Annotated in this window: 36 protein-coding genes; 2 read left to right on the forward strand and 34 right to left on the reverse strand. The window is 65.9% G+C overall.

Annotated features, from left to right (window positions below; genetic code table 11):
• Positions 1-11: 11 nt before the first annotated feature.
• From H4F99_RS07570 to H4F99_RS07590, 5 genes are all read right to left on the reverse strand, one after another.
• Positions 12-365 carry a DUF2501 domain-containing protein gene (locus H4F99_RS07570; protein ID WP_182669143.1) on the reverse strand — a complete coding sequence of 118 codons (354 nt, stop codon included), beginning with the start codon at positions 363-365 and terminating at the stop codon, positions 12-14.
• A 129-nt stretch (positions 366-494) separates the two neighbouring features.
• Entirely contained in the window at positions 495-1,481 is a 987-nt protein-coding gene (locus H4F99_RS07575) for a malate dehydrogenase (protein WP_182669144.1), read from the reverse strand.
• A 51-nt stretch (positions 1,482-1,532) separates the two neighbouring features.
• Positions 1,533-1,892: a glutaredoxin domain-containing protein gene (locus H4F99_RS07580; protein WP_182669145.1), complete on the reverse strand. Its 360-nt coding sequence runs from the start codon at positions 1,890-1,892 to the stop codon at positions 1,533-1,535.
• A gap of 6 nt (positions 1,893-1,898) precedes the next feature.
• Entirely contained in the window at positions 1,899-3,104 is a 1,206-nt protein-coding gene (locus tag H4F99_RS07585) for a pyridoxal phosphate-dependent aminotransferase (RefSeq protein ID WP_182669146.1), read from the reverse strand.
• Between the two features lie 242 nt (positions 3,105-3,346).
• On the reverse strand, positions 3,347-3,841 hold the full coding sequence (locus H4F99_RS07590; protein WP_182669147.1) for a peptidylprolyl isomerase: 495 nt from the start codon (positions 3,839-3,841) through the stop codon (positions 3,347-3,349).
• A gap of 208 nt (positions 3,842-4,049) precedes the next feature.
• Between H4F99_RS07590 and typA the strand changes: the two genes are divergently transcribed.
• Together typA and H4F99_RS07600 are read left to right on the forward strand one after the other, a co-directional pair.
• The gene (typA, locus tag H4F99_RS07595; RefSeq protein WP_182669148.1) at positions 4,050-5,891 is read left to right on the forward strand and encodes a translational GTPase TypA; all 1,842 of its coding nucleotides are present in this window, start codon (positions 4,050-4,052) and stop codon (positions 5,889-5,891) included.
• Positions 5,892-6,029: 138 nt separating this feature from the next.
• Positions 6,030-7,688 (forward strand): amidase, encoded by a 1,659-nt coding sequence (locus tag H4F99_RS07600; protein WP_425488009.1) that lies wholly within the window; start codon positions 6,030-6,032, stop codon positions 7,686-7,688.
• Positions 7,689-7,710: 22 nt separating this feature from the next.
• On the opposite strand, the gene H4F99_RS07605 is transcribed toward H4F99_RS07600, so the two are convergent.
• The 29 genes from H4F99_RS07605 to rpsJ all read right to left on the reverse strand — a co-directional run bounded on the left by H4F99_RS07605 (position 7,711) and on the right by rpsJ (position 24,139).
• Entirely contained in the window at positions 7,711-9,105 is a 1,395-nt protein-coding gene (locus tag H4F99_RS07605; protein ID WP_182669150.1) for a class II 3-deoxy-7-phosphoheptulonate synthase, read from the reverse strand.
• A gap of 86 nt (positions 9,106-9,191) precedes the next feature.
• Positions 9,192-9,710 carry a disulfide bond formation protein B gene (locus tag H4F99_RS07610; RefSeq protein WP_182669388.1) on the reverse strand — a complete coding sequence of 173 codons (519 nt, stop codon included), beginning with the start codon at positions 9,708-9,710 and terminating at the stop codon, positions 9,192-9,194.
• A 169-nt stretch (positions 9,711-9,879) separates the two neighbouring features.
• Positions 9,880-10,260: a 50S ribosomal protein L17 gene (rplQ, locus tag H4F99_RS07615; protein ID WP_182669151.1), complete on the reverse strand. Its 381-nt coding sequence runs from the start codon at positions 10,258-10,260 to the stop codon at positions 9,880-9,882.
• A gap of 294 nt (positions 10,261-10,554) precedes the next feature.
• Positions 10,555-11,553, reverse strand: coding sequence for a DNA-directed RNA polymerase subunit alpha (locus tag H4F99_RS07620; RefSeq protein WP_182669152.1), 999 nt, complete (start codon positions 11,551-11,553; stop codon positions 10,555-10,557).
• 51 nt (positions 11,554-11,604) lie between these two features.
• Entirely contained in the window at positions 11,605-12,234 is a 630-nt protein-coding gene (gene rpsD / locus H4F99_RS07625) for a 30S ribosomal protein S4 (protein WP_182669153.1), read from the reverse strand.
• A 14-nt stretch (positions 12,235-12,248) separates the two neighbouring features.
• Complete coding sequence (rpsK, locus tag H4F99_RS07630; protein ID WP_182669154.1) at positions 12,249-12,641, reverse strand: 30S ribosomal protein S11; 393 nt, start codon at positions 12,639-12,641, stop codon at positions 12,249-12,251.
• Between the two features lie 12 nt (positions 12,642-12,653).
• Positions 12,654-13,010 carry a 30S ribosomal protein S13 gene (gene rpsM / locus H4F99_RS07635; RefSeq protein ID WP_182669155.1) on the reverse strand — a complete coding sequence of 119 codons (357 nt, stop codon included), beginning with the start codon at positions 13,008-13,010 and terminating at the stop codon, positions 12,654-12,656.
• A gap of 382 nt (positions 13,011-13,392) precedes the next feature.
• Positions 13,393-14,745 (reverse strand): preprotein translocase subunit SecY, encoded by a 1,353-nt coding sequence (gene secY / locus H4F99_RS07640; protein ID WP_425488003.1) that lies wholly within the window; start codon positions 14,743-14,745, stop codon positions 13,393-13,395.
• A gap of 7 nt (positions 14,746-14,752) precedes the next feature.
• Entirely contained in the window at positions 14,753-15,196 is a 444-nt protein-coding gene (gene rplO, locus H4F99_RS07645) for a 50S ribosomal protein L15 (RefSeq protein WP_182669390.1), read from the reverse strand.
• Positions 15,196-15,393, reverse strand: a complete 198-nt coding sequence (rpmD, locus tag H4F99_RS07650; RefSeq protein ID WP_182669156.1) for a 50S ribosomal protein L30 — start codon at positions 15,391-15,393, stop codon at positions 15,196-15,198. The genes rplO and rpmD overlap by 1 nt, the downstream gene beginning before the upstream one ends.
• On the reverse strand, positions 15,386-15,925 hold the full coding sequence (gene rpsE / locus H4F99_RS07655; RefSeq protein WP_182669157.1) for a 30S ribosomal protein S5: 540 nt from the start codon (positions 15,923-15,925) through the stop codon (positions 15,386-15,388). Before rpsE ends, rpmD begins: the two co-directional genes overlap by 8 nt.
• Positions 15,926-16,086: 161 nt before the next feature.
• The gene (gene rplR, locus H4F99_RS07660) at positions 16,087-16,440 is read right to left on the reverse strand and encodes a 50S ribosomal protein L18 (RefSeq protein ID WP_182669158.1); all 354 of its coding nucleotides are present in this window, start codon (positions 16,438-16,440) and stop codon (positions 16,087-16,089) included.
• Positions 16,441-16,469: 29 nt separating this feature from the next.
• Positions 16,470-16,997: a 50S ribosomal protein L6 gene (gene rplF / locus H4F99_RS07665; protein ID WP_182669159.1), complete on the reverse strand. Its 528-nt coding sequence runs from the start codon at positions 16,995-16,997 to the stop codon at positions 16,470-16,472.
• Between the two features lie 13 nt (positions 16,998-17,010).
• Positions 17,011-17,409 (reverse strand): 30S ribosomal protein S8, encoded by a 399-nt coding sequence (gene rpsH / locus H4F99_RS07670; RefSeq protein WP_182669160.1) that lies wholly within the window; start codon positions 17,407-17,409, stop codon positions 17,011-17,013.
• Positions 17,410-17,574: 165 nt separating this feature from the next.
• Positions 17,575-17,880, reverse strand: coding sequence for a 30S ribosomal protein S14 (gene rpsN / locus H4F99_RS07675; RefSeq protein WP_182669161.1), 306 nt, complete (start codon positions 17,878-17,880; stop codon positions 17,575-17,577).
• Between the two features lie 16 nt (positions 17,881-17,896).
• Positions 17,897-18,436, reverse strand: a complete 540-nt coding sequence (gene rplE, locus H4F99_RS07680) for a 50S ribosomal protein L5 (protein ID WP_182669162.1) — start codon at positions 18,434-18,436, stop codon at positions 17,897-17,899.
• An 11-nt stretch (positions 18,437-18,447) separates the two neighbouring features.
• A complete protein-coding gene (rplX, locus tag H4F99_RS07685) occupies positions 18,448-18,762 on the reverse strand; it encodes a 50S ribosomal protein L24 (protein ID WP_182669163.1) in 315 nt (104 codons plus the stop codon).
• Positions 18,763-18,779: 17 nt separating this feature from the next.
• The gene (gene rplN, locus H4F99_RS07690) at positions 18,780-19,148 is read right to left on the reverse strand and encodes a 50S ribosomal protein L14 (RefSeq protein WP_182669164.1); all 369 of its coding nucleotides are present in this window, start codon (positions 19,146-19,148) and stop codon (positions 18,780-18,782) included.
• A 14-nt stretch (positions 19,149-19,162) separates the two neighbouring features.
• On the reverse strand, positions 19,163-19,432 hold the full coding sequence (gene rpsQ / locus H4F99_RS07695; RefSeq protein ID WP_182669165.1) for a 30S ribosomal protein S17: 270 nt from the start codon (positions 19,430-19,432) through the stop codon (positions 19,163-19,165).
• Positions 19,433-19,441: 9 nt separating this feature from the next.
• Entirely contained in the window at positions 19,442-19,627 is a 186-nt protein-coding gene (gene rpmC, locus H4F99_RS07700; RefSeq protein ID WP_182669166.1) for a 50S ribosomal protein L29, read from the reverse strand.
• Complete coding sequence (gene rplP, locus H4F99_RS07705) at positions 19,627-20,040, reverse strand: 50S ribosomal protein L16 (protein WP_182669167.1); 414 nt, start codon at positions 20,038-20,040, stop codon at positions 19,627-19,629. Before rplP ends, rpmC begins: the two co-directional genes overlap by 1 nt.
• 6 nt (positions 20,041-20,046) lie before the next feature.
• Complete coding sequence (gene rpsC, locus H4F99_RS07710; RefSeq protein ID WP_182669168.1) at positions 20,047-20,781, reverse strand: 30S ribosomal protein S3; 735 nt, start codon at positions 20,779-20,781, stop codon at positions 20,047-20,049.
• Positions 20,782-20,795: 14 nt separating this feature from the next.
• Positions 20,796-21,131 carry a 50S ribosomal protein L22 gene (gene rplV, locus H4F99_RS07715; protein WP_111267074.1) on the reverse strand — a complete coding sequence of 112 codons (336 nt, stop codon included), beginning with the start codon at positions 21,129-21,131 and terminating at the stop codon, positions 20,796-20,798.
• Between the two features lie 10 nt (positions 21,132-21,141).
• Complete coding sequence (gene rpsS, locus H4F99_RS07720) at positions 21,142-21,408, reverse strand: 30S ribosomal protein S19 (RefSeq protein WP_182669169.1); 267 nt, start codon at positions 21,406-21,408, stop codon at positions 21,142-21,144.
• 6 nt (positions 21,409-21,414) lie between these two features.
• On the reverse strand, positions 21,415-22,242 hold the full coding sequence (gene rplB / locus H4F99_RS07725; protein ID WP_182669170.1) for a 50S ribosomal protein L2: 828 nt from the start codon (positions 22,240-22,242) through the stop codon (positions 21,415-21,417).
• A 10-nt stretch (positions 22,243-22,252) separates the two neighbouring features.
• Positions 22,253-22,549 (reverse strand): 50S ribosomal protein L23, encoded by a 297-nt coding sequence (gene rplW / locus H4F99_RS07730; protein ID WP_182669171.1) that lies wholly within the window; start codon positions 22,547-22,549, stop codon positions 22,253-22,255.
• The gene (gene rplD, locus H4F99_RS07735; protein ID WP_182669172.1) at positions 22,546-23,151 is read right to left on the reverse strand and encodes a 50S ribosomal protein L4; all 606 of its coding nucleotides are present in this window, start codon (positions 23,149-23,151) and stop codon (positions 22,546-22,548) included. Before rplD ends, rplW begins: the two co-directional genes overlap by 4 nt.
• Before the next feature lie 12 nt (positions 23,152-23,163).
• Complete coding sequence (gene rplC / locus H4F99_RS07740; RefSeq protein ID WP_182669173.1) at positions 23,164-23,817, reverse strand: 50S ribosomal protein L3; 654 nt, start codon at positions 23,815-23,817, stop codon at positions 23,164-23,166.
• Between the two features lie 10 nt (positions 23,818-23,827).
• A complete protein-coding gene (rpsJ, locus tag H4F99_RS07745; RefSeq protein WP_027070119.1) occupies positions 23,828-24,139 on the reverse strand; it encodes a 30S ribosomal protein S10 in 312 nt (103 codons plus the stop codon).
• Positions 24,140-24,341 lie beyond the last annotated feature (202 nt).

Consider the following 24,341-nt stretch of genomic DNA (forward strand, 5'->3'; position numbering starts at 1 on the left):
ACCCAGTCGTATCAGATCAGTGAACCCGCCGCGCCTAGCACCTGCTGGCACGCCTTGCGGCGCACGTCACTGGTCGCACCCTTGAGGTCGAAGGTCTTGCCGTCGCTGCCGGTCAGCAGGCCACCTTCGCCCTTGTCGAAACCGCCCTGCCCCGGCACCTTCTCCAGCAACCGGTCCTTCACGCCGGACACGGCATCGGCACTGAGGTAATTGTTCTTGACGCAGTATTCCAGGGTGCCCGCGATATTGCCGGCCACGCTGGAGTCGAGCACGGGCAGGACCAGGGCCGCTGCCGGCACCGACGAAGCACAACCGCTGCCGGCCAGGACCGCCAGCGCCAGGAGCCCGGGGAGATGAACCTTCATGCCTGCTTCCTCCATCAAAGGGAAGCGGCAGCCTAGCCATCGCCATGTTCAGGCCGGGTCAACTCCCGGCCCGGGCGGCAGGACGCCGGCACCGGGCCGGCATCCTCGCCTCGAAACAACCTGAAGCGATCAGCCCAGCAGGTGCGCGACGCCCGAACGCTCTTCTTCCAGCTCGGCCAGGGTCTTGTCCATCGCGGCCCGGCTGAAGTCGTCGACCGGCAGGCCTTCGATGCGGGTGTACTCGCCATTGGCGCAGGTCACCGGCACGCCGTAGATCACGCCCTCCGGGATGCCGTAGCTGCCATCGGACGGCACGCCCATCGTCACCCACTTGTCGCCGGTGCCCAGCACCCAGTCGCGGATGTGGTCGATGGCGGCATTGGCGGCCGAAGCAGCCGACGACAGGCCACGCGCCTCGATGATCGCGGCGCCACGCTTGCCGACCTGCGGGATGAACGTGTTGGCGTTCCACTCGGCGTCGTTGATCTTGTCCTTGAGCGACTCGCCCTTGACCGTCGCGAAGCGGTAGTCCGGGTACATGGTCGGGCTGTGGTTGCCCCACACGACCAGCTTCTCGATGTCGCCGACGGCCACGCCGGCCTTGTTGGCCAGCTGCGACAGCGCGCGGTTGTGGTCCAGGCGCAGCATCGCGGTGAAGTTCTTCGCCGGCAGGTCGGGCGCCGACTTCATCGCGATGTAGGCATTGGTGTTGGCCGGGTTGCCGACCACCAGCACCTTGACGTCGCGGCTGGCGACCTTGTTCAGGGCCGCGCCCTGCGCAGTGAAGATCTTGGCGTTCTCGAGCAGCAGGTCCTTGCGCTCCATGCCCGGGCCGCGCGGACGCGCACCGACCAGCAGGGCGACGTCGGCGTCCTTGAACGCGACCTCGGCGTCATCGGTGCCGACCATGCCGGCGAGCAGCGGGAACGCGCAGTCCTCGAGCTCCATCATCACGCCCTTCAGCGCGGCCTGGGCCTTTTCCATCGGCAGCTCGAGCAGCTGCAGGATCACCGGCTGGTCCTTGCCCAGCATCTCGCCGGACGCAATGCGGAACAGCAGGGAGTAGCCGATCTGGCCGGCAGCACCGGTGACGGCAACGCGGACGGGAGTCTTCATGGGGAATTCCTTGCGTTGGGACGGGGTTGGGGAGGCGGCTGCCGCGGCGGCTCAGAAGCTGACGCGGTAACCAAGCGGTTCAAGCCTGTCCTGCAGGCCCTGGGTGTCGTAGCCACGGATGACGTCCTGGCCGATCACCGTGGTCGGCACGCCACGCGCGCCAAGCGCATGCATCGCGCGCTGGCCGGCCTCCGTGTCGACGTCGAGCACGCGATAGCGCACGTCGGCCAGTTCGAACGCCTTCTGCTGCTTGCGGCAATATCCGCACCATTCGGCGGCGAGCATCACGATGCGGCGCTCGCCGGTTTCGTTCCGTGGATCGTCCGGGTGCAGCGGTGCGGGCTCGCGGGGCCAGAGATGCCAGGCCCCGCCGACGAGCGCGACCACCAGCAGCAGATGGACGACGCGCATCGCGGCTCAGGCCAGTTCGTCGAAGAACTCGCGGATGCGCGCCATGCCGGGCGCCAGCTGCGGCGTCGGGCAGGTGTAGCTGATGCGCATCGCACGCGGCTCGCCGAAGGCCGACCCGGGTACGCAGGCCACGCCCTTGGCCTCGAGCAGCACGCTGCAGAAGTCGACGTCGTTGGCGATCGCCTTGCCGGTCGGACCGTGCGTCCTGCCGAACGTGCAGCTGATGTCGGGGAACACGTAGAACGCACCCTGCGGACGCGGGCAGACCACGCCGGGGATCGAGGTCATCACCTCCATCACCTGGTCGCGCTTGGCCTGGAACTCGGCGCACTTGCCTTCCGGCACGTCCTGCGGGCCGGTCAGCGCGGCCACCGCGGCGGCCGAGGTGATCTCGGGGATGTTCGTGATGTGGTTCGAGTTGAGCGTCACCACGGCCTGCGCGACCGCCTCGGGACCGGCCATGAAACCGACGCGCCAGCCCGGCATGCCATAGGTCTTGGACAGCGAGTCGACGAAGATCACCCGGTCCTTCAGTTCCGGCTTCGAATGCACGAAGTTGTGGTAACCCACGCCGTCGAACACCATCTTGTTGTAGATGTCGTCGGTGATGATCCAGGTGTCGGGATACTTCGCGATCACCTCCGCCAGCGCGTCGATCTCTTCGCGGGTATAGACCATGCCGGTCGGGTTCGACGGGTTGTTGAACAGGAACACGCGCGGCTTCTTCGCCAGCGCGGCATCCAGCTGGGCCGGCGTCAGCTTGTAGTCCTGCTCCGGCGGGCACGGCAGCAGCTCGACCTTGCAGTCGAGGATCTCGGCGATGTCGAGATAGCTGGTCCAGTACGGCGTCGGGAACGCAATCGTGTCGCCCTCGTCCAGCAGCGCCTCGCCCAGGTTGTAGAGGATGTGCTTGGCACCCACGCCGCTGGCGCAGTTCACCCGACCATAGCCGGTCAGGCCCAGCTTGCCGATGTGCTCGAGGAACGCATCGATCATCGCGTCGGCGCCACGGTTGCTGCCGTACTGGCCGCTGTCATGCGAGAGCGCATTGCGCGCCGCCTCGTAGACATGCTCGCCCGGGAGGAAGTTGGGCACGCCGATCGAGAAGCTGATGATGTCGCGGCCTTCGGCTTTCAGGCGCTTGGCCTTCTCGGCGATCTGCATGATCGCGCTGGGCTTGGCGCGGCCGATCCGGCGGGCGAGCTGGGGCATCGCAGGGAACCTCTGGTCAGGATGGACAGGGGGAGTGCGGGCCCGACGGAGCGTTCCTTTCATCCCCGGGGCCGCGCTGGAGCTTAGCCCCGTGATGGTATCACGCACCCCGCAGGGGCCCTGTTCGCACCCGCCGCCTGGAACCGAAGGCCATGCATGGCGGAGGCTCTCCGTGGCCACGGACGTAAAAAACCCCGGGACGGGCCCGGGGCTTGGGGTGCAGGCTTCGCTGGCGCGGGAGCTCAGGCGTCGAGCGTCCGGTTCCATTCAGCGACGCGATCCGACTTGGCGGCAAGCAGCGGGGCGGCATCGCCTTCGATCTTCACCGAGCGGATCTCGTCGCCCTGCTGGATCTTGTCGACGACCTCGATGCCCTCCACCACCTTGCCGAACACGGTGTGCTTGCCGTCCAGCCACGGGCAGGGCACGTGGGTGATGAAGAACTGGCTGCCGTTGGTGCCTGGGCCGGCGTTGGCCATCGACAGGACGCCGCGTTCATGCTGCAGGCCGTTCTCGGTCTCGTCCTCGAAACGATAGCCCGGCCCCCCGGTGCCGGTCCCCTGGGGGCAGCCGCCCTGGACCATGAAGTCCGGGATCACGCGATGGAAGGTCAGGCCGTCGTAGAACCCGCGGTGCACGAGGTTCACGAAGCTGGCGACGGTCAGCGGCGCCTTGTCGGCGGCCAGTTCCACGCGGACGGGGCCGCGGTCGGTGTCGAAGGTGGCGATCAGGCTCATGGATACGGCTCCTGTGGGGGATGACCGGGCCCGGGGCCCGGCAAAACGTCGTCGCATCCACTGGACGAACGGCCAGATGAACGCGGGGCGGCCAAGGATAGCGCAGCGGGGCTGAAATCGGCGCATTGGCCCCGCTCGAGCGGCCAGACCCGGTATAATGGCCGGCTTCCCTCCGCGAACCTGGCGCCTTAGTCGGTGCCCTCCCCGCATGTCCGCATCCAACTCCGTCGAACGCCTGCGCAACATCGCCATCGTCGCCCACGTCGACCATGGCAAGACCACCCTCGTCGACTGCCTCCTGAAGCAGTCCGGCACCCTGTCCGAGCGCACCGTCCTCGCCGAACGCGTGATGGACAGCAACGACCAGGAAAAGGAGCGTGGCATCACGATCCTGGCCAAGAACACGGCCATCACCTGGCAGGGCAACCGCATCAACATCGTCGACACCCCGGGCCACGCCGACTTCGGCGGCGAGGTCGAGCGCGTGCTGTCGATGGTCGACACCGTGCTGATCCTGGTCGACGCGATGGACGGCCCGATGCCGCAGACCCGCTTCGTGACCCAGAAGGCGTTCGCGATGGGCTTCAAGCCGATCGTCGTGGTCAACAAGATCGACCGCCCCGGCGCACGCCCCGACTGGGTGATCGACCAGGTGTTCGACCTGTTCGACAAGCTCGGCGCGACCAACGAGCAGCTCGACTTCCCGATCGTCTACACGTCGGCGCTGAACGGCTATGCCAGCCTGGACGACAGCGTGCGCTCGGGCGACATGACCCCGCTGTACGAAGCGATCATGCAGCACGCGCCGAAGCCCGAGGTCGACCCCGACGGCCCGTTCCAGATGCGCATCAGCCAGCTGGATTACAACAACTTCGTCGGCGTGATCGGCATCGGCCGCATCCAGCGCGGCACCCTGAAGAAGAACATGCCAGTCGCCGTGATCGACCGCGAGGGCAAGAAGCGCCAGGGCAAGGTGCTGCAGGTGCTCGGCTTCCTGGGCCTCGAGCGAATCGAGCAGGAGAGCGCGCAGGCCGGCGACATCGTTGCCATCTCCGGCATCCAGGAACTGACGATCTCCGACACCGTCTGCGCCCTCGACACGCCGGAGGCGCTGCCGCCGCTGACCGTCGACGAACCGACGATCTCGATGACCTTCCAGGTCAACAACTCGCCGTTCGCGGGCAACAAGGACCTGTCCGGCGGCAAGTTCCTCACCAGCCGCCAGATCAAGGACCGCCTCGAGCGCGAGACCGTGCACAACGTGGCGCTCAAGGTCGAGCAGCTCGACGACGCGGACAAGTTCCTCGTCTCCGGCCGCGGCGAGCTCCACCTCTCGGTGCTGATCGAGAACATGCGCCGTGAGGGCTTCGAGCTGGCCGTGTCGCGCCCCGAGGTCATCATCAAGGAGATCGACGGCCAGCTTATGGAGCCGATCGAGCAGCTGGTGGTCGACGTCGAGGAAGTCCACCAGGGTGGCGTGATGGAGAAGCTCGGTACCCGCAAGGGCCAGCTCAAGAACATGGAGCCCGACGGCAAGGGCCGCGTGCGCCTGGAGTACATGATCCCGGCGCGCGGCCTGATCGGTTTCCAGAACGAGTTCAAGACACTGACGCAGGGCTCGGGCCTGCTGTTCCACGTCTTCGACCACTACGGCCCCAAGGAACAGGGGGCGATCGCCAAGCGCATCAATGGCGTGATGATCGCCAATGCCGCCGGCACCACGCCCGCCTACTCGCTCGGGCCCCTGCAGGAGCGCGGCAAGCTGTTCGCGGCCGAGGGCGACGCGGTGTATGAAGGGCAGCTGGTCGGCATCCACTCCAAGGACAACGACCTGACGGTCAACGCGATCAAGCCCAAGCCGCTGACCAACATGCGCGCCTCGGGCAAGGACGACGCGATCGCGCTGAGCCCGGCGATCAAGTACTCGCTGGAGCAGGCGCTGGACTTCATCGAGGACGACGAGCTGGTCGAGATCACCCCGAAGGAGATCCGCCTGCGCAAGAAGTTCCTGACCGAGAGCGATCGCAAGCGGGCCTCGCGCGCCGCCTGATCCGGGGCGGGCCTGCCGCGTGGCAGTCCGCACCGACCGCTCGTGCCATCGGCCGCCCCAGGGCGGCCGATGCCGTTTCCGGATGACCTAAGCTTCCCCGAGCCATCCGCGATCGGGGAGTCGCCCATGCGCCTTGTGTTGTCGAGCCTGTGTCTCGCCGTGCTGGCCGCCTGCCAGGCGGTCGAAGCGCCGACTGCTGTCGGTAGCGCGGAAGCGGCGGCTCCACCGCCGGTTTCCAGCGAAGGAGCCTTGGCCACGCAGCAGGCACTCCCGTTCCCGTTCGATGAGACCACCATCGGCGACCTCCAGGCGCAGCTCGGTCGCGGCGAAGTCACCAGCGAGGCCCTGACCCGCGCCTACCTCGAGCGCATCGCTGCGATCGACGACGCGGGCCCCCACCTCAACGCGGTGATTGAACTGAACCCCGACGCGCTGGCCGACGCGGCCGCCCGCGACGCCGAGCGAGCCGCCGGTACGGTCATCGGGCCGTTGCATGGCATCCCGGTCCTGCTGAAGGACAACATCGACGCGACGCCGATGGTCAATTCCGCCGGCTCGCTGGCACTCAAGGACCACCGCCCCGCGAGCGATGCCTTCCTAGTGCAGCGCCTGCGCGAGGCCGGCGCCGTGATCCTCGGCAAGACCAACCTCAGTGAGTGGGCCAACTTCCGCTCGACGCGTTCCACCTCGGGGTGGAGCGGCCGCGGTGGACAGACCCGCAATCCCTACGCGCTGGACCGGAACCCCTGTGGCTCGAGCGCGGGCACCGGCGTAGCGATCTCCGCCAATCTCGCGACGGTGGGCATCGGCACCGAGACCGACGGCAGCATCATCTGCCCGTCCGCGGTGTCGGGCCTGGTGGGGCTGAAGCCGACCGTCGGACTCGTCAGCCGCAACGGCATCATCCCGATCAGCAGCAGCCAGGACACCGCCGGCCCGATGACCCGCAGCGTGGCCGACGCCGCGATCCTGTTGGCGGCGATCGCGGGCCGCGACGATGCGGATCCCATGACGGACCACAGCGTCGGCAAGGCGGTATTCGACTATCCCGCCCACCTCGACCCGGACGCGCTTCAGGGCGCCCGCATCGGCCTGCTGCGCGGGAGCATGGGCTTCCATCCGGAGGTCGATGCCGCGCTCGAACGCGCCGCCGCGCTGATGACCGAAGCCGGGGCGACCGTCGTCGATGCCTCGATCCCGACCGCCGGCCAGTGGCAGCAGGCCGAATTCGAGGTGCTGCTGTACGAGTTCAAGAATGGCCTCGAGCACTACCTGCGCACCCGCGATGCGCCGGTCAAGACACTGGATGCACTGATCGCCTTCAATCAGGCCCATGCCGAAGCCGAGATGCCCTACTTCGGGCAGGAGCTCTTCGAGGCCGCGAACGCCAAGGGGCCACTGAACGAAGAGGCGTACCTGGAGGCTCGTCGCGAAGCTCGCCGCCTCGCCGGCGAGGCCGGCATCGACGCCGCCCTGCAGGCGCAGCAGCTGGATGTGCTGCTTGCCCCGGCCGCCTCCCCTGCGTGGCTGACCGATCCCCTGCTCGGCGACCATTTCACGGGTGCAGGCTATGGCGCGGCAGCGGTGGCCGGCTACCCCAGCCTCACCGTCCCGATGGGCGACAGCCACGGACTGCCGCTGGGCCTGGTCTTCATCGGCACTGCCTGGAGCGAGCCGCGACTGATCGCCGTGGGCCACGCCTACGAACAGCTGTCGAAGGCGCGCCGGCCGCCCCGTTTCCTCCCGACAGTGGACCTCGGAACGGAAACGGCCGACGGGGTCCCCGCCGGCCGCTGATAGCTACCCCCGTGGGGCGTGCTCAGGCTTTCGAGGGCGCGCCGATCTGGGCCTGCTTGCGCACGATCAGCATCGCCACCTCCAGCGCCTGCTCGTAGTTGAGGCGCGGGTCCACGGTCGACTTGTACGCACGCTCGAGATCGCTCTCGGTCAGTTCGCGCGCGCCGCCGAGGCATTCGGTCACGTCCTCACCCGTCAGTTCCAGGTGCACGCCGCCCAGGCGCGTACCCGCCGCCGCATGCAGTTCGAATGCCATCTCCAGCTCCGAGCGGATGTTGCGGAAACGACGGGTCTTGTACCCGTTGGTGGTGCTCTCGGTGTTGCCGTGCATCGGGTCGCAGACCCACAGCACGCGCCGACCATCGCGCTGCACCGCATTGAGCAGGGGCGGCAGTTTTTCCTCTATCGCCTTCGCCCCCATCCGATGGATGAAGGTGAGCCGACCCGCCTCGTCGTCCGGGTTCAGCACGTCGATCAGCTTCAGCAACTGGTCCGGATGCACCGACGGCCCGACCTTGATCGCGATCGGGTTGCGGATCCCGCGGAAGTAGTCGACGTGGGCGCCTTCCAGGTCGGCGGTACGCATGCCGATCCACGGGTAGTGGGTGCTGAGGTTGAACCAGCCCCAGTGACGCGGCACCTGGCGCGTCTGCGACTCCTCGTAGGGCAGCAGGAGCGCTTCGTGCGAGGTGTAGAAGTCCACCCGGTTGAGGTTGTGCACCTCCTGGCCCGACAAGGTCTCCATGAAGCGCACGGCGTCGCCGATGGCGGTGACCATCCGGCGGTACTCCTCGGCAAGCGGCGAATGGCCCACCCATTCCAGGTTCCAGTACTCGGGATGGTGCAGGTCGGCGAAACCGCCATCGATCAGCGAGCGGACGAAGTTCATCGTCATGGCCGACCGGGCATGCCCCTTGATCATCCGGCGCGGGTCCGGAATGCGCGCGGCTTCCGTGAACTCCGGCCCGTTGACCAGGTCGCCGCGGTAACTCGGGAGGCTCACGTCGCCGATGGTCTCCATGTCGGCCGAGCGCGGCTTGGCGTACTGCCCCGCGAAACGCCCCACCCTCACCACCGGCTTGCGCATGCCATGGACGAGCACCAGGCTCATCTGCAGCAGCACCTTCAGCCGGTTCGAGATGACATCCGGCGTGCACCCGTCGAAGGTTTCCGCGCAGTCCCCGCCCTGCAGCAGGAAACGCTTGCCCTCCTGGGCTTCGGCCAGCTGTTGCTTGAGCGAAAGAATTTCCCAGGACGTGACCAGCGGCGGCAGCGCACGCAGCTCTTCCTGCACCCCCTCGAGGGCGGCCGCATCGGGATAGGTCGGCTGCTGGAGCGCCACATGCTGCCGCCATCCGGCGGGCGACCAGTCCTTGGGCAGTTTCACGGCTGTGAGGGTTCGATCCTTGCTGGGCATGACGGCATCATGTTGCAGTACGGCAGTCCATCATCCGCCATGCCACGAGGCCCTGCAACGGTTGCGGGGGCAACCTCCGCGACCGTTCAGCTACGACGGAAAGCGGCGTACAGCGCCCACGCCGTAAGGGCCACGAACCACACCAGGCTCCACGCCGGCATGGACAAGCCCAGGAATGCCCAGTCCACAGTCGCGCACTCACCCGATCCGGTCATCACTTTCCGAATGACCCCGCCGATGGGCATCGCCTCCAGCATGTAGTCCAACCCGGGGCCGCAAGCCGGCACTTGGTCAGGAGGCAGATGCTGGAGCCGCACATGGTTTCCCGCGATCCCGATCCCGGCAAGCCCGGCCAGCGCGGCGAGGCCGCCGTAAACCCGGCGTCCGGTGGTCGCTTTCGGCGCATGCAGGCCTCCTACCAGGAAGACCAGTCCGAGCGCGACGAAAGCGACGCGCTGGAAGATGCACAGCGGACACGGATAGAGCGGGTCGACCTCCCGGAACTGCGTATACAGCGCGAAGGACAGCAGGCCTGCGCAGGCCAGCATCCCAAGCAGGAAATGGATCCGGAAGGTCGCTGCGGCATTACGTGATGAGCGCGTCATGGCGCCAAGCTTAAGGCGTGCGCCCTCGCATGCATAGCGGCGATTGGAACACGGCGGTGCGTGGCCGGCCCGGTCAGCGGCCTCCCGCATGGCTCTCGTCCTGCAATGCAAAAGCCCCGGCGGACCGGGGCTTTCGTGCAGCGTGCGCCGCGGGGGCGCCTGTTGCCGCTTACTCCGCGTCGGCCACGGCCTGCGGACGGTCGACCAGCTCGACGTAGGCCATGGGCGCATTGTCGCCGGCACGGAAGCCGCACTTCAGGATGCGCAGGTACCCGCCCGGACGCTGGGCGTAACGCGGGCCCAGCTCGACGAACAGATTGCCCACGGCTTCCTTGTCGCGCAGGCGCGAGAACGCGAGGCGGCGGTTGGCGACGCTGTCGCTCTTGGCCAACGTGATGAGCGGCTCCGCGACGCGGCGCAGCTCCTTGGCCTTCGGCAGGGTGGTACGGATCAGGCCGTGCTTGAACAGCGACGAGGCCATGTTGCGGAACATCGCTTCGCGATGGGCACTGGTCCGGTTGAACTTGCGGCCGGCTTTCTGGTGGCGCATGGGTGTGATTCCTGTTGAATGTTGGAGCGTTGGACGTCGTTGTCGCCTTCCCGGCGGTGGAGCATTGGACTGCGGATGGTCCTCGTCGACCGTCCTGGTCGACATGCCGCGGGCCTGGGGCCCGTCGGCTGGTGCATCGGCTGATCTATTGCTTCGCCAGCCGTGCTCCTGAGTTTGCTGTTGCCTTCCATGGCGGGGCGTGCCTGGCTCCGGAGAGCCCTGCCCGCCCCTCCATGGAGGGGCGTTCGCGAGCGCAGCTGATGCCGCGATAGGGCATCAGCTAAGCGCGCTCACTCACCCCATCATCCCGTGGGATGCAACGCCGGCCGGCGGCCAGTTCTCGAGCTTCATCCCGAGGGACAGGCCACGCTGCGCGAGGACTTCCTTGATCTCGGTCAGCGACTTCTTGCCCAGGTTCGGGGTCTTGAGCAGCTCGACCTCGGTCTTCTGGATCAGGTCGCCGACGTAGTAGATGCTCTCCGCCTTCAGGCAGTTGGCCGAACGCACGGTGAGCTCGAGGTCGTCGATCGGGCGCAGCAGCACCGGATCCACGCCACCGCTCTGCTGCTTCGGCTGGCCACGGTCACGCTGGGTGAAGTCACCAAAGACCGACAGCTGATCGGTGAGGATATCGGCCGCGGTACGCACCGCTTCCTCCGCATCGATCGTGCCGTTGGTCTCGATATCCAGCACCAGCTTGTCGAGATCGGTGCGCTGTTCCACGCGGGCGGCTTCGACCGAATACGCCACGCGGCGCACGGGGCTGAAGCTCGCGTCCAGCACCAGTCGCCCGATCGCACGATTGTCCTCGTCGGGGCGGCGGCGCGCGGCGGCAGGCTGGTAGCCATAGCCACGCTCGACCTTGAGGCGCATGCTCAGCGCAGTGTCCTTGGTCAGGTTCGCGATCACGTGCTCCGGGTTCAGCACTTCCACGTTGTGGTCGGCCTTGATGTCGGCCGCGGTCACGACGCCGGGACCCTGCTTGCTGAGCGCCAGGGTCGCGGTGTCGCCGGTGTGCATGCGAATGGCGACGTCCTTGAGGTTCAACAGCACCTCCAGCACGTCCTCCTGCAGGCCCTCGACCGTGGTGTACTCATGGAGCACGCCGTCGATCTCGACCTCGGTGATGGCGAAACCCGGGATCGACGACAGCAGCACGCGACGCAACGCGTTGCCCAGGGTGTGGCCGTAGCCGCGTTCCAGCGGCTCGATCACGACCTTGGCACGGTTGCCGTTGAGGCGTTCGATCTGGGGACCGCGCGGGCGCAGTACCTGATTGGCGGTAACCGTCATGTTTGGGTGTCTCCTGCGAGCCCCCGCGGGGGCGGGGGCGCGTGAAATGGATTACTTCGAGTACAGCTCGACGATCAGCGCTTCGTTGATGTCGGCCGGCAGATCGGTACGATCCGGCACCGCCTTGAACACGCCACTGAACTTCTTGCTGTCGACCTCGACCCAGGACGGCGTCAGGTCCATCTGCTGGGCGACCGTCAGCGACTCCTGGACGCGGAGCTGCTTCTGGGCGCGCTCGGACAGCGCGATCGCATCACCGGCCTTGACCTGGTAGGAAGGCAGGTTGACCGACTTGCCGTTGACCGTGACACCGCGATGCGACACCAGCTGGCGCGCGGCCGGGCGGGTCACCGCGAAGCCCATGCGATAGACGACGTTGTCGAGGCGGGTCTCGAGGAGCTGCAGCAGGTTTTCACCCGTGTTGCCCTTCTTGGTCGACGCCTTCTTGTAATAGTTGCGGAACTGGCGCTCCAGCAGGCCGTAGATACGCTTCACCTTCTGCTTTTCGCGCAGCTGGTTGGCGTAATCGGAGAGCTTGCCACGACGGACGTTCGGACCATGCTGGCCGGGCTTCTGCTCCAGCTTGCACTTCGAATCCAGGGCACGGGCCGGCGACTTCAGGCCGAGGTCGGCACCTTCGCGACGGGAGAGCTTGCACTTGGGACCAATATAACGAGCCATTGTTCTTCAGCTCCTCAGACGCGACGCTTCTTCGGCGGACGGCACCCGTTGTGCGGGATCGGCGTCACGTCGATGATGTTGGTGATCTTGTAGCCGACGTTGTTCAACGAACGAACGGCGGATTCGCGGCCCGGACCCGGGCCCTTGATGCGCACTTCCAGCGACTTCACGCCGTAGTCGAGCGCGGCACGACCGGCCTTCTCCGCGGCAACCTGCGCGGCGAACGGGGTCGACTTGCGGGAGCCGCGGAAACCCGCGCCGCCCGACGTCGCCCACGACAGCGCATTGCCCTGGCGATCGGTGATCGTGATGATGGTGTTGTTGAACGAAGCGTGGACATGCGCGATGCCGTCGGTGACGACGCGCTTGATCTTCTTCTTCGTCTTGTTGGGTGCCGGCTTGGCCATGGTCTGGACTCCTTACTTCTTGATGGCCTTGCGCGGACCCTTGCGGGTACGGGCATTGGTCTTGGTGCGCTGGCCACGCAGCGGGAGGCCGCGACGATGGCGCAGGCCGCGGTAGCAGCCCAGGTCCATCAGACGCTTCAGCGACATGCCGATCTCGCGGCGCAGGTCGCCCTCGACCACGAACTTGCCGATTTCGGCGCGCAGGCGCTCGACTTCAGGCTCGGACAGGTCACGGATCTTCGTGGTTTTCTCGATCCCGGCGGCATCGCACACCTGGACCGAACGGGTACGGCCGATGCCGTAGATGCTCTGGATGCCCACCCAGACATGCTTCTGGGCAGGCAGGTTGACGCCCGCAATACGCGCCATAACGCGATCTCCAACTTGATTTGGCGGCCGGACAACGGGTTGCCCAGCGGAGTGAATCGGAAATTATACCAAGATTCCAGGGTTACAGGAAGCCCTGCGCCCAGACACGGCGCATGGCCCGGCATGGGGAGTGTGCCCATGCTCCGGCGACGGCCCGTGGCTGTACCCGACAAGGCAATCCACCGCCCTGCCCGGCCCCGCGCACTACTCTGGTGCGCGTATGGCCCCGGACCACCCGCGCCTGGAACCGCCGCGCGAGTCGCCCATCGTGTTCGCCCGGAGGGGAATCCGGGTCAGGCGTCGGACTGGCCGGCGCCTTGTTCGCGGGAGGGGCGAGGCCCACCGCCGCGGGACCGGGCTGCGCCCGACCCCTGGACTACGTTCAGCTGCGTGCCGGACGCGAACCCTTCAGGTTCGCCTTCTTCAGCAGGCTCTCGTACTGGTGCGACATCAGGTGCGCCTGGATCTGCGCGATGAAGTCCATCACCACGACCACCACGATCAGCAGCGACGTCCCACCGAAATAGAAGGACGTGTTGAACTCCTTGCGCATGACCTCGGGCAGCAGGCAGACCAGCACCAGGTAGGCCGCGCCCGCCGCGGTGAGACGCGTCAGCACCCCGTCCACGTATTCGGCGGTGGCCTTGCCCGGGCGGATGCCGGGGATCAGGGCACCCTGCTTCTTCAGGTTGTCAGCGGTTTCCTGCGAGTTGAACACCAGCGCGGTATAGAAGAACGCAAAGCCCGCGATCATCCCGCCGTACAGGATCATGTGCAGCGGTTCACCGGGGTTCAGCCACTGGCTGACCTGGAGCAGCCAAGAGGAGGAGCTCCCCTGGCTAAACCAGTTCGCGGCAGTCGCGGGGAACATCACGATGCTGGACGCGAAGATCGCCGGGATGACGCCCGCCATGTTGAGCTTCAGCGGCAGGAACGAGGTCTGGTTCATGTACGCGTTGCGACCGCCCTGGCGACGCGCGTAGTTGACCGTGATCCGGCGCTGGCCGCGCTCGACGAACACCACGAAGTAGGTGAAGCCCAGCACGATCGCTGCGATCAGGATCGCCGTGATGACGCTCATGTCACCATTGTTGATCTGCTGGAACATGTTGATGACGGCCGACGGCAGGCCCGCGACGATGCCGGCGAAGATGATCAGCGAAATGCCGTTGCCGACGCCGCGCTCGGTGATCTGTTCGCCCAGCCACATCAGGAACATGGTGCCCGCGGTCAATGCAACCACCGCCGTCAGGATGAAGCCGGGGCCCGGGTTGTAGACCACCGCGATGCCCTGGCTCGCACCACCGGCCTGCAGCGCAGTCGCGATGCCCCAGGCCTGGAAGATCGCCAGCGGGATCGCGCCGATGCGCGACCACTGGTTGATCCGGCGCCGACCCGACTCGCCTTCCTTCTGGATGGCCTTCAGGCTCGGCACCATGTTGACCAGCAGCTGGATGATGATGGACGCCGAAATGTACGGCATCACGTTCAGCGCGAACAGGCTGAAGCGTTCGAGGGCACCACCGGAGAACATGTTGAACATGTCCACGATCGTGCCTTCCTGGGTTTCCATCAGCTGGATCATGGCGTCCGGATTGACGCCAGGCACCGGGATGTAGCAGCCGATGCGATAGACGATCAACGCACCGACGACGAACAGGAGACGCTGGCGCAGCTCGGTGAACTTCCCGAGCCCGCCGCCCATGCCGGCCATCGCACTGCTGCTACGCGCCATCCGCGGATTACTCCTCGACCTTGCCGCCGGCCGCTTCGATGGCCGCCTTTGCACCTGCCGTCGCCAGCAGACCCTTGAGCACGAATGCCTTGGTCAGCTCGCCCTTCTTGACGATCTTGGCCTTCTTGGCAGTGCTGGGCACCAGCTTCGCGGCGCGCAACGCGGCGAAGTCGACGTCACCGGCCGGCAGCTTGTCCAGCTGGTACAGCAGCACCTCGGCGGTGTCCTTGGCCATGCGCGAGCGGAAGCCGATCTTCGGCAGGCGCATGTGCATCGGCATCTGGCCGCCTTCGAAGCCGGCCTTGATCTTGCCCTTGCCGGCACGTGCGAACGAGCCCTTGTGGCCGCGGCCCGCGGTCTTGCCCAGGCCCGAACCGATACCGCGACCGACGCGCTTGCGGTCTTCGCGGGCGCCCTCTGCGGGCTTGAGTGTATTCAGACGCATGATGATTACTCCTCCACCCGGACCAGGTAGTGGACCTTGTTGATCAGGCCGCGCACCTGGGGGCTGTCCTTCAGTTCACGGACGTCGTTGAGCTTGTTCAGGCCCAGCGCACGCACCGACAGGCGGTGACGCGCCTGCGAGCCACGCAGGCCCTTGACCAGGCGCACCTTGACGGTGCCGCCAGCGGCTTCCTTCTTAGCCATGGACCAGGTCCTCCACCTTCTTGCCGCGCTTGGCCGCGATCTTGGCCGGCGACTGCATGTCGGAAAGGCCACGAACCGTGGCGCGCACCAGGTTGATCGGGTTGCGCGAACCCACCGCCTTGGCCAGGACGTCCTTCACGCCGACGGCCTCGAGCACGGCGCGCATCGCGCCACCCGCGATCACGCCGGTACCCTCGGAGGCAGGCTGCATGTACACGCGAGCCGCACCGTGGCCGGACTTCACCGGGTGCCACAGCGTGCCGTTGTTCAGGTCGACGTTGACCATGTTCTTGCGGGCATACTCCATCGACTTCTGGATGGCGACCGGCACTTCGCGCGCCTTGCCGTACCCGAAGCCGATGCGGCCTTCGCCATCACCGACCACGGTCAGCGCGGTGAAGGTGAACTGGCGACCGCCCTTGACGGTCTTGCTGACGCGGTTGACCGCGATCAGCTTCTCGATCATTCCATCGTCGATCTCTTCGCGGTTGCGGTCGCGATCACGACCCCGCGGTGCACGATCTTCTGCCATCTTCTCGATTCCTGTTATCTGGGAAATTTGCGGCTTCGCCGCTTATCGTTGTCGGGCGTTTCGGATGTTCCGCACCCACGAGAACTCGTCGATGCGCCCGGCACGACCCGTGCCGGCGGGCGGAACCACGGCATGGGGTCGCCCCCATGCCGCTTCAAGCCTTAGAACTGCAGGCCACCCTCGCGGGCGGCATCGGCCAGGGCCTTGATGCGACCGTGGAAGCGGTAGCCGGAACGGTCGAACGCGACCTTCTCGATACCGGCCGCCTTGGCCTTCTCGGCGATCGCCTGGCCCACCTTGGCCGCGGCCTCGGTGTTGTGGCCATTCTTCAGGCCATCACGCACGGCGGCCTGGGTGGTCGACGCAGCCGCCAGGACCTTCGAGCCATCGGCGGTGAAGACCTGGGCATAGAGGTGCTGGCCGGTACGCAGAACCGACAGGCGCGGCACGCCGAGCACGCGGATGTGCGCGCGGGTCGACTTGGCACGACGCAGGCGGGCAATCTTCTTCTTCATGATCTGTTCCTCGAAAGCTGAAGACCCGATCAGGCCTTCTTGGCTTCCTTGCGGATGATGGTTTCGTCGGAGTACTTCACGCCCTTGCCCTTGTAGGGCTCCGGCGGACGGAAGCCACGGATCTTCGCGGCGACCTGGCCCACACGCTGTTTGTCCGCACCCTGCACCACGATCTCGGTCTGGGTCGGCGTGGCGATGGTGATGCCTTCGGGCGCCTGGAACACGACCGGATGGGAGAAGCCCAGCGACAGGTTCAGGTCCTTGCCCTGCATCGACGCACGGTAGCCGACGCCCACCAGCTCAAGCTTGCGCTCGAAACCTTCGGAAACGCCCTGCACCATGTTGGCGAGGATCGCGCGCAGCGTGCCGGTGATGGCAACCTGCTCCGGACCGGCCGGCGCCAGGAGCGCGTGGCCGTCTTCAACCTTGACCTCGACGCCCGCCGGACGCGCGATGGACAGGGTGCCCTTGGCGCCCTTCACGCTGACGGAGTCTTCCTGGATGTTGAACTCGACGCCCTTCGGAAGGGCAATCGGCTTCTTGGCAACTCGGGACATGGCTATTCCTCCCTTACGCCACGAAGCACAGGACCTCACCGCCGACGCCCTGCTGGCGCGCCTGCGCATCGGTCATGATGCCCTTCGAGGTGGAAATGATGGCGACACCCAGGCCGTTCAGGACCTTGGGCAGCGCGTCCTTGCCGCGGTACTGGCGCAGGCCGGAGCGCGAATAGCGCTCAAGGCGGTCGATGACCGGCTTGCCTTCGTAGTACTTCAGCTCGATCTCGAGCTCGGCCTTGCCGTTGCCCTGGTCGGTGACGCGGGAGTCGACGATATAGCCTTCGTTCTTGAGAACGCCGGCGATTGCAACCTTGATCTTCGACGACGGCATTTTCACCGTCGGCTTGCGGACAGCGGCGGCATTCTTGATGCGCACCAGCATGTCGGCGATGGGATCAGTCATGCTCATTGGATATCCACCTTATGAGTAGCACCGATATCCGCGGGATTGCGGGTTTTCAGCAGTACGATTCGTTTGCAGCGGGCCCAACAAAGCGCCCACGCCCCTCGGCCGGGCCTCGGGGCGTCTGACATGGCCAGCCGACAAGTCTAGCAGACTTGTCGGCCAGATGCCTTACCAGCTGGCCTTGCGAAGGCCGGGCACGTCACCACGCATGGTGGCTTCGCGCAGCTTGTTGCGGCCCAGCCCGAACTTGGCGTAAACGCCACGCGGGCGACCCGTCAGCGCACAACGGTTGCGCTGGCGGCTGGGCGAGGAGTCGCGCGGCAGCTTCTGAAGCTTCACCGCGGCGTCCATCTTCTCCTCGTAGGAAGCGGAGTCGCTGGAGATGATGTTCTTCAGCTCTTCACGCTTGGCGGCAAACTTCGCCGCCAGCTTGGCCCGCTTGATCTCGCGGTTGACCATGGAGGTCTTGGCCATCGTGTCTATCCTCGGATCAGTTGCGGAAAGGGAAACGGAAGGCTTCGAGCAGCGCCCGCGCCTCGGCATCGGTCTTCGCGGTCGTGGTGATCGCGATGTCCATGCCGCGCAGCGCGTCGACCTGGTCGTAATCGATCTCCGGGAAGATGATCTGTTCCTTCACGCCCATGTTGTAGTTGCCACGGCCGTCGAACGACTTCGCGGACACGCCGCGGAAGTCACGGACGCGCGGCAGCGCTACGTTCACGAGGCGGTCCAGGAACTCGTACATCTTCGCGCGACGCAGGGTCACCTTGCAGCCGATCGGCCAGCCGTCGCGGATCTTGAACGACGCAACCGACACGCGGCTCTTGGTGACCAGCGGCTGCTGGCCGGTGATCTTGGCCAGGTCGGCCACCGCGTTCTCGAGCACCTTCTTGTTGGTCGCGGCTTCGCCGACGCCCATGTTCAGGGTGATCTTGACGATGCGGGGCACTTCCATCGGGTTCTTGTAACCGAACTTCTCGGTCAGAACCGGAACCACTTCTTCCTTGTAAATCTTCTCAAGACGGGTCATCTGGGCATTCCTCAGGCGTCGACCGCCTCACCGCTGGAGCGGAACACGCGCAACTTGCGTCCATCCTCCAGCTTCTTGAAACCAATGCGCTCGCCCTTGCCGGAGGCAGGGTTGAACAGCATGACGTTGGAAACGTGGATCGGCGCTTCGCGCTCGATCACGCCACCAGGCTGGCCGGCCTGGGGGTTCGGCTTGGTGTGGCGCTTGATGATGTTGATGTTCGACACGACGACCTTGTCGCCGTCGATGCTCAGCACATCACCCTTCTTGCCCTTGTCCTTGCCGGCGGTGACGATCACGTGATCGCCCTTGCGGATACGGTTCATTTCTCTATCTCCTCCGCTCAGAGCACTTCAGGCGCGAGCGAGACGATCTTCATGAACTTCTCGGAACGAAGCTCACGCGTGACCGGCCCGAAGATGCGGGTGCCGATCGGCTCGTGCTTGTTGTTCAGCAGGACCGCGGCGTTGCCGTCGAAACGGATCAGCGAACCGTCCGGGCGACGGACGCCCTTGCGGGTACGGACGACGACGGCGTTGTAGACGTCGCCCTTCTTCACCTTGCCGCGCGGGATCGCATCCTTGACGGTGACCTTGATGATGTCGCCGATGCCGGCGTAACGGCGCTTGGAGCCGCCCAGCACCTTGATGCACATCACTTCCTTGGCACCGGAATTGTCGGCCACGTCGAGGTAGCTTTGCATCTGGATCATGGTTCAGCCTCCTCTTATTCGGCCGCGCGGGTGACGATCTGCACCACCCGCCAGTTCTTGGTCTTGGACATCGGCGCGCACTCGCTCACGCGGACGATATCGCCCTCGCTGCAGGCGTTGTCGGCGTCGTGGGCGTGGAGCTTGGTCGAGCGGCGGATGTACTTGCCGTACAGCGCGTGCTTGACCTGGCGTTCAACCAGCACGGTGACGGTCTTGTCCATCTTGTTGCTGACCACGCGCCCTTCGACCGTGCGCACTGCCTTCTCTGTATTGTTGTCGGTCATGGCGGGTCCTTACTTCTTCTCGCCGAGCAGCGTGTTGACGCGAGCGATCTCGCGGCGCACGCGGCGGGCTTCATGGGTCTTGGCGAGCTGGCCCGTGGCCTTCTGCATGCGGAGGGCAAAGCTCTCCTTGTGCAGCTCGACCAGGTGGGCCTGCAGCTCGTCGGCGGACTTCTCGCGGAGTTGCTTGAGTTCCATCAGCGCACCGTCCGGGTAACGAAAGTGGTGGTGACCGACAGCTTCGCGGAAGCCAGGCGGAACGCTTCACGCGCCACCTCTTCGCTGACGCCCTCGATCTCATAGATCATGCGGCCGGGCTGGATCTGCGCGACCCAGTACTCGACGTTGCCCTTGCCCGAGCCCATGCGGACTTCGATCGGCTTCTTGGTGATGGGCTTGTCGGGGAACACGCGGATCCACATCTTGCCGCCGCGCTTGACGTAACGGCTGATCGAGCGGCGCGCCGCTTCGATCTGGCGGGCGGTGATCTGGCCGCGCGACGTCGCCTTGAGGCCGTACTCGCCGAAGCTGACGGCACTCCCGCTCCAGCTCAGGCCCACGTTGCGGCCCTTGTGCATCTTGCGGTATTTGGTTCGCTTGGGTTGCAACATGGTGAATTACCTCGCTTCGCGGGGCTGGCGGGGCGGACGCGCCGGACGGGAGGAACGGTCACCGCGATCGCCGCGGCTGTTCTCTTCCGGCTTCTCCTGACCCACCTGGGAGAAATCAAAGATCTCGCCCTTGTAGACCCACACCTTGATGCCAATGATGCCGTAGGTCGTCTTGGCCTCGGCAAAGCCGTAGTCGATGTCCGCGCGCAGGGTATGCAGGGGCACGCGGCCCTCGCGGTACCACTCCGAACGGGCAATCTCGGCGCCGTTCAGGCGGCCGGCGACATTGACCTTGATGCCCAGGGCGCCCAGGCGCATCGCATTGCCGACCGCACGCTTCATCGCGCGGCGGAACATGATGCGGCGCTCGAGCTGCTGGGCGATCGACTCCGCGACCAGCTGTGCATCGAGCTCCGGCTTGCGGACCTCGGTGACGTTGATGTGCGCCGGGACGCCCATCATGTCGCTCACTTCCTTGCGCAGCTTCTCGATGTCCTCACCACGCTTGCCGATCACCACGCCCGGACGGGCGGTGTGGATCGTCACGCGGGCGTTGTTCGCCGGACGCTCGATGAAGATGCGGGAAATGCCGGCCTGTGCGAGCTTCTTGCGAAGCATCTCACGGACCTTGAGGTCAGACGCCAGGAACTCGGCGTACTGCTTCTTGGTGGCAAACCACTTGGAATTCCAGTCCTTGGCAATGCCCAGGCGGATGCCGGTCGGATGAACTTTATGACCCATAGTCTGACTCCGCCTTACTTGCCCGCGCCCACAACCACGGTGATGTGGCTGGTGCGCTTGAGGATCCGGGTGCCGCGGCCCTTCGCCCGCGCCATGAAGCGCTTCAGCGTCGGACCCTCGTCCACCATGATGGTCTTGACCTTGAGCTCGTCGATGTCCGCGCCCTGGTTGTTCTCCGCGTTGGCGATGGCCGACTCGACGACCTTGCGGATCATGCCCGCGGCCTTCTTGTCGGAGAACTTCAGCAGGTTGACGGCGCGCTCGGCCGACAGGCCACGGACCTGGTCGGCGACCAGGCGGGCCTTCTGCGGGGAGATGCGCGCGGTGCGCAGGATGGCTTTCGCTTCCATGTTCATCTCCTTAGCGGCTCTTCTTGTCGCCGCCGTGACCCTTGAACGTACGGGTCAGGGCGAACTCGCCGAGCTTGTGGCCAACCATGTTCTCGTTGACCAGCACGGGGATGTGATTGCGACCGTTGTGGACGGCGATGGTGAAACCCACCATCTCCGGCAGGATCATCGAGCGACGCGACCAGGTCTTGATCGGCTTCTTGTTGTTACCCGCGTTCTCCACCTTCTTGACGAGATGGTGGTCGACGAACGGGCCCTTCTTGAGTGAACGTGCCATGGCCGATTAGCTCCTGCGATCGCGCACGATGAACTGCTGCGTGCGCTTGTTCTTGCGGGTCTTGTAACCCTTGGTCGGGACGCCCCACGGGGTGACCGGGTGCGGGTTACCCTGGCCGGCCTTGGCTTCACCACCGCCGTGCGGGTGGTCGACCGGGTTCATGGCAGCACCACGAACGGTCGGGCGGACACCGCGCCAACGCTTGGCGCCGGCCTTGCCGAGCTTCTCCAGGTTGTGCTCTTCGTTGCCGACTTCGCCGATGGTCGCGCGGCAATCGGCGGGCACCTTGCGCATCTCGCCGGAGCGCAGGCGCAGGGTGGCATAGCCGTGCTCGCGTGCGACCAGCTGCACGCCGGCGCCGGCGGCGCGGGCCAGCTGGGCGCCCTTGCCGGGCTTCATCTCGATGCAATGCACCGTCGAACCGACCGGGATGTTGGTCAGCGGCAGGCTGTTGCCGACGCGGATCGGAGCCTCGCGGCCCGCGATCACCTGGTCGCCGGCCTTCAGGCCACGCGGCGCGATGATGTAGCGACGCTCGCCATCGACATAGCACAGCAGGGCGATATGGGCCGTGCGGTTCGGATCGTATTCGATCCGCTCCACGCGCGCCGGGATACCTTCCTTGTTGCGCTTGAAGTCGATGATGCGGTAGTGCTGCTTGTGGCCACCGCCGACGTGGCGGGTGGTGATGCGGCCGTGGTGGTTGCGTCCACCGCTCTTGGTCTTTTTCTCGACCAGTGCGGCGTGCGGCGCCCCCTTGTGCAGGCCCGGCGTCACCACGCGGACGGCCGAGCGACGGCCTGCCGAAGTGGGTTTGAAAGTCATCAATGCCATGGGTCTATCCTCAGGCCGTGGCCATCACATCGATCGACTGGCCGTCGGCCAGCTTCACGTACGCCTTGCGCCAGTCGGCGCGACGGCCCATGCGGAAACGGAAAGCCTTGGCTTTGCCCTTCACGTTCACCACATTGACTGCCTCGACCTTGACGTCGAACAGCTTCTCCACGGCCGCCTTGATGTCGGCCTTGGTCGCGTCCGTCGCTACTTCGAAGACGTATTGGTTGGAAACTTCCTGCAGGCGCGCGGTCTTCTCGGACACGCGCGGCGCGCGGATGATGGTGTAGAGCTTGGCCTCGTTCATGCCAGCCACTCCTCGATCTTCTTGACCGCATCGGCGGTGACCACGACCGTGTCGGCGCCGACCAGCGCAACCGGATCCAGGCCCTGCACGTCGCGGACTTCGACATACGGCAGGTTGCGCGCCGAGAGGTACAGGTTCTCGGTGGCATCCTCGGTGACGATCAGCGGGCGATTGCCCACCTCGAGCTCCTTGAGCTTGCCGACCAGGCTCTTGGTCTTGGCGGCATCGACGTCGAAGTTCTCGACGACCGTGATGCGGCCCTGGCGGTTCAGCTCGGACAGGATCGCGGCGATCGCAGCGCGGTACATCTTGCGGTTGACCTTCTGCTCGAAGCTGCGCGGCTTCGCCGCGAAGGTAACGCCGCCGCCGACGAAGATCGGAGCGGTCAGGGCGCCATGACGGGCGCCGCCACCCTTCTGCTTCTTCGACTTCTTGGTGGTGCCGGCGACTTCGGAGCGGGTCTTCTGGGCCTTGGTGCCGGCGCGGCCGGCATTGCGGTAAGCCACGACGACCTGGTGGACCAGGTCTTCGCTGAACTCACGCCCGAAGATCGCATCGGAGACCGACAACGTCTTCTTGCTGTTGTTGATGGCGAGTTCCATCGTCGTCTCTCCTTATGCCTTGCTCGTCGGACGCACGATGACGTCACCGCCCGGGGCGCCCGGCACGGCACCCTTGATGGCGATCAGGCCACGCTCGGCGTCGACCTGGACCACTTCGAGGCCCTGGGTGCTCTGCTGCACGGCGCCCATGTGGCCGGACATCTTCTTGCCCGGGAACACGCGGCCCGGCGTCTGGCGCTGGCCGATGGAGCCCGGTGCGCGGTGCGACAGCGAGTTACCGTGCGTCGCGTCGCCCATGCGGAAGTTGTGGCGCTTGATGGTGCCCTGGAAGCCCTTGCCCTTCGTGACGCCCTGGACGTCGACGATCTGGCCGGCCTCGAAGATGTCGGCCTTGATCTCGCCGCCGACTTCGAAACCGTCGACCAGGTCGTCCGCGACGCGGAACTCCCACAGGCCACGACCGGCTTCGACCTTGGCCTTGGCCAGGTGGCCCGCCGAGGGCTTGTTGACGAGCGAGGCGCGCTTGACGCCGGCGGTGACCTGCACGGCGCTGTAGCCGTCGCTGTCAACGGTCTTGATCTGGGTGATGCGGTTCGGGGTGGCCTCGATGAGGGTCACCGGCACCGACGCGCCGTCGGCGGTGAACACGCGGCTCATGCCGGCCTTGCGACCGACGATGCCCAACGAATACTTCTTCGCGGTCATGGTGGTGGCCTCAGGTCAACTTGATCTGGACGTCGACGCCCGCCGCGAGTTCGAGCTTCATCAGCGCGTCCACGGTCTTGTCGTTGGGGTCGACGATGTCGAGCACGCGCTTGTGCGTGCGGGTCTCGTACTGGTCGCGCGCGTCCTTGTCGACGTGCGGCGAAACGAGAATGGTGTAACGCTCGATCTTGGTCGGCAGCGGGATCGGGCCGCGCACCTGCGCGCCGGTCCTCTTGGCCGTCTCGACGATCTCGCTGGCCGAGCGGTCGATCAGACGATGATCGTACGCCTTCAGCCGGATCCGGATCTTTTGGTCCGCCATGACGGAATTCCTCGGTTAAAAGAGCGATGGGCCGGCCTCTGGGTGTGCCGACCCCATTGAAAACGACGATGCTCCGGAGCGATCACCCTATGCCCCGGAGCTTCCTTGCCTGAAAAACAAGGCAGGCCGGTCAGACCGGCCCGCCCAGACGGATTCTGAACGCGAAGCCAGACGGCGATCGAAACCGCTGCCTGGCCACACG

The organism is Marilutibacter penaei (assembly GCF_014145395.1).
Classification (GTDB): domain Bacteria; phylum Pseudomonadota; class Gammaproteobacteria; order Xanthomonadales; family Xanthomonadaceae; genus Marilutibacter; species Marilutibacter penaei.

Excerpts from the sequence above, each read along its gene's own strand:
- H4F99_RS07570 (WP_182669143.1), bottom strand. The coding sequence starts at position 365 with ATGAAGGTTCATCTCCCCGGGCTCCTGGCGCTGGCGGTCCTGGCCGGC.
- H4F99_RS07575 (WP_182669144.1), bottom strand. The coding sequence starts at position 1,481 with ATGAAGACTCCCGTCCGCGTTGCCGTCACCGGTGCTGCCGGCCAGATC.
- H4F99_RS07580 (WP_182669145.1), bottom strand. The coding sequence starts at position 1,892 with ATGCGCGTCGTCCATCTGCTGCTGGTGGTCGCGCTCGTCGGCGGGGCC.
- H4F99_RS07585 (WP_182669146.1), bottom strand. The coding sequence starts at position 3,104 with ATGCCCCAGCTCGCCCGCCGGATCGGCCGCGCCAAGCCCAGCGCGATC.
- H4F99_RS07590 (WP_182669147.1), bottom strand. The coding sequence starts at position 3,841 with ATGAGCCTGATCGCCACCTTCGACACCGACCGCGGCCCCGTCCGCGTG.
- typA (WP_182669148.1), top strand. The coding sequence starts at position 4,050 with ATGTCCGCATCCAACTCCGTCGAACGCCTGCGCAACATCGCCATCGTC.
- H4F99_RS07605 (WP_182669150.1), bottom strand. The coding sequence starts at position 9,105 with ATGCCCAGCAAGGATCGAACCCTCACAGCCGTGAAACTGCCCAAGGAC.
- H4F99_RS07610 (WP_182669388.1), bottom strand. The coding sequence starts at position 9,710 with ATGACGCGCTCATCACGTAATGCCGCAGCGACCTTCCGGATCCATTTC.
- rplQ (WP_182669151.1), bottom strand. The coding sequence starts at position 10,260 with ATGCGCCACCAGAAAGCCGGCCGCAAGTTCAACCGGACCAGTGCCCAT.
- H4F99_RS07620 (WP_182669152.1), bottom strand. The coding sequence starts at position 11,553 with ATGACGGTTACCGCCAATCAGGTACTGCGCCCGCGCGGTCCCCAGATC.
- rpsD (WP_182669153.1), bottom strand. The coding sequence starts at position 12,234 with ATGGCTCGTTATATTGGTCCCAAGTGCAAGCTCTCCCGTCGCGAAGGT.
- rpsK (WP_182669154.1), bottom strand. The coding sequence starts at position 12,641 with ATGGCCAAGCCGGCACCCAACAAGACGAAGAAGAAGATCAAGCGCGTC.
- rpsM (WP_182669155.1), bottom strand. The coding sequence starts at position 13,010 with ATGGCGCGTATTGCGGGCGTCAACCTGCCTGCCCAGAAGCATGTCTGG.
- secY (WP_425488003.1), bottom strand. The coding sequence starts at position 14,745 with ATGGCGCGTAGCAGCAGTGCGATGGCCGGCATGGGCGGCGGGCTCGGG.
- rpmD (WP_182669156.1), bottom strand. The coding sequence starts at position 15,393 with ATGGCTAAGAAGGAAGCCGCTGGCGGCACCGTCAAGGTGCGCCTGGTC.
- rpsE (WP_182669157.1), bottom strand. The coding sequence starts at position 15,925 with ATGGCAGAAGATCGTGCACCGCGGGGTCGTGATCGCGACCGCAACCGC.
- rplR (WP_182669158.1), bottom strand. The coding sequence starts at position 16,440 with ATGAAGAAGAAGATTGCCCGCCTGCGTCGTGCCAAGTCGACCCGCGCG.
- rplF (WP_182669159.1), bottom strand. The coding sequence starts at position 16,997 with ATGTCCCGAGTTGCCAAGAAGCCGATTGCCCTTCCGAAGGGCGTCGAG.
- rpsH (WP_182669160.1), bottom strand. The coding sequence starts at position 17,409 with ATGAGCATGACTGATCCCATCGCCGACATGCTGGTGCGCATCAAGAAT.
- rpsN (WP_182669161.1), bottom strand. The coding sequence starts at position 17,880 with ATGGCCAAGACCTCCATGGTCAACCGCGAGATCAAGCGGGCCAAGCTG.
- rplE (WP_182669162.1), bottom strand. The coding sequence starts at position 18,436 with ATGACCCGTCTTGAGAAGATTTACAAGGAAGAAGTGGTTCCGGTTCTG.
- rplX (WP_182669163.1), bottom strand. The coding sequence starts at position 18,762 with ATGAACCGTATCCGCAAGGGCGATCACGTGATCGTCACCGCCGGCAAG.
- rplN (WP_182669164.1), bottom strand. The coding sequence starts at position 19,148 with ATGATCCAGATGCAAAGCTACCTCGACGTGGCCGACAATTCCGGTGCC.
- rpsQ (WP_182669165.1), bottom strand. The coding sequence starts at position 19,432 with ATGACCGACAACAATACAGAGAAGGCAGTGCGCACGGTCGAAGGGCGC.
- rpmC (WP_182669166.1), bottom strand. The coding sequence starts at position 19,627 with ATGGAACTCAAGCAACTCCGCGAGAAGTCCGCCGACGAGCTGCAGGCC.
- rplP (WP_182669167.1), bottom strand. The coding sequence starts at position 20,040 with ATGTTGCAACCCAAGCGAACCAAATACCGCAAGATGCACAAGGGCCGC.
- rpsC (WP_182669168.1), bottom strand. The coding sequence starts at position 20,781 with ATGGGTCATAAAGTTCATCCGACCGGCATCCGCCTGGGCATTGCCAAG.
- rplV (WP_111267074.1), bottom strand. The coding sequence starts at position 21,131 with ATGGAAGCGAAAGCCATCCTGCGCACCGCGCGCATCTCCCCGCAGAAG.
- rpsS (WP_182669169.1), bottom strand. The coding sequence starts at position 21,408 with ATGGCACGTTCACTCAAGAAGGGCCCGTTCGTCGACCACCATCTCGTC.
- rplB (WP_182669170.1), bottom strand. The coding sequence starts at position 22,242 with ATGGCATTGATGACTTTCAAACCCACTTCGGCAGGCCGTCGCTCGGCC.
- rplW (WP_182669171.1), bottom strand. The coding sequence starts at position 22,549 with ATGAACGAGGCCAAGCTCTACACCATCATCCGCGCGCCGCGCGTGTCC.
- rplD (WP_182669172.1), bottom strand. The coding sequence starts at position 23,151 with ATGGAACTCGCCATCAACAACAGCAAGAAGACGTTGTCGGTCTCCGAT.
- rplC (WP_182669173.1), bottom strand. The coding sequence starts at position 23,817 with ATGACCGCGAAGAAGTATTCGTTGGGCATCGTCGGTCGCAAGGCCGGC.
- rpsJ (WP_027070119.1), bottom strand. The coding sequence starts at position 24,139 with ATGGCGGACCAAAAGATCCGGATCCGGCTGAAGGCGTACGATCATCGT.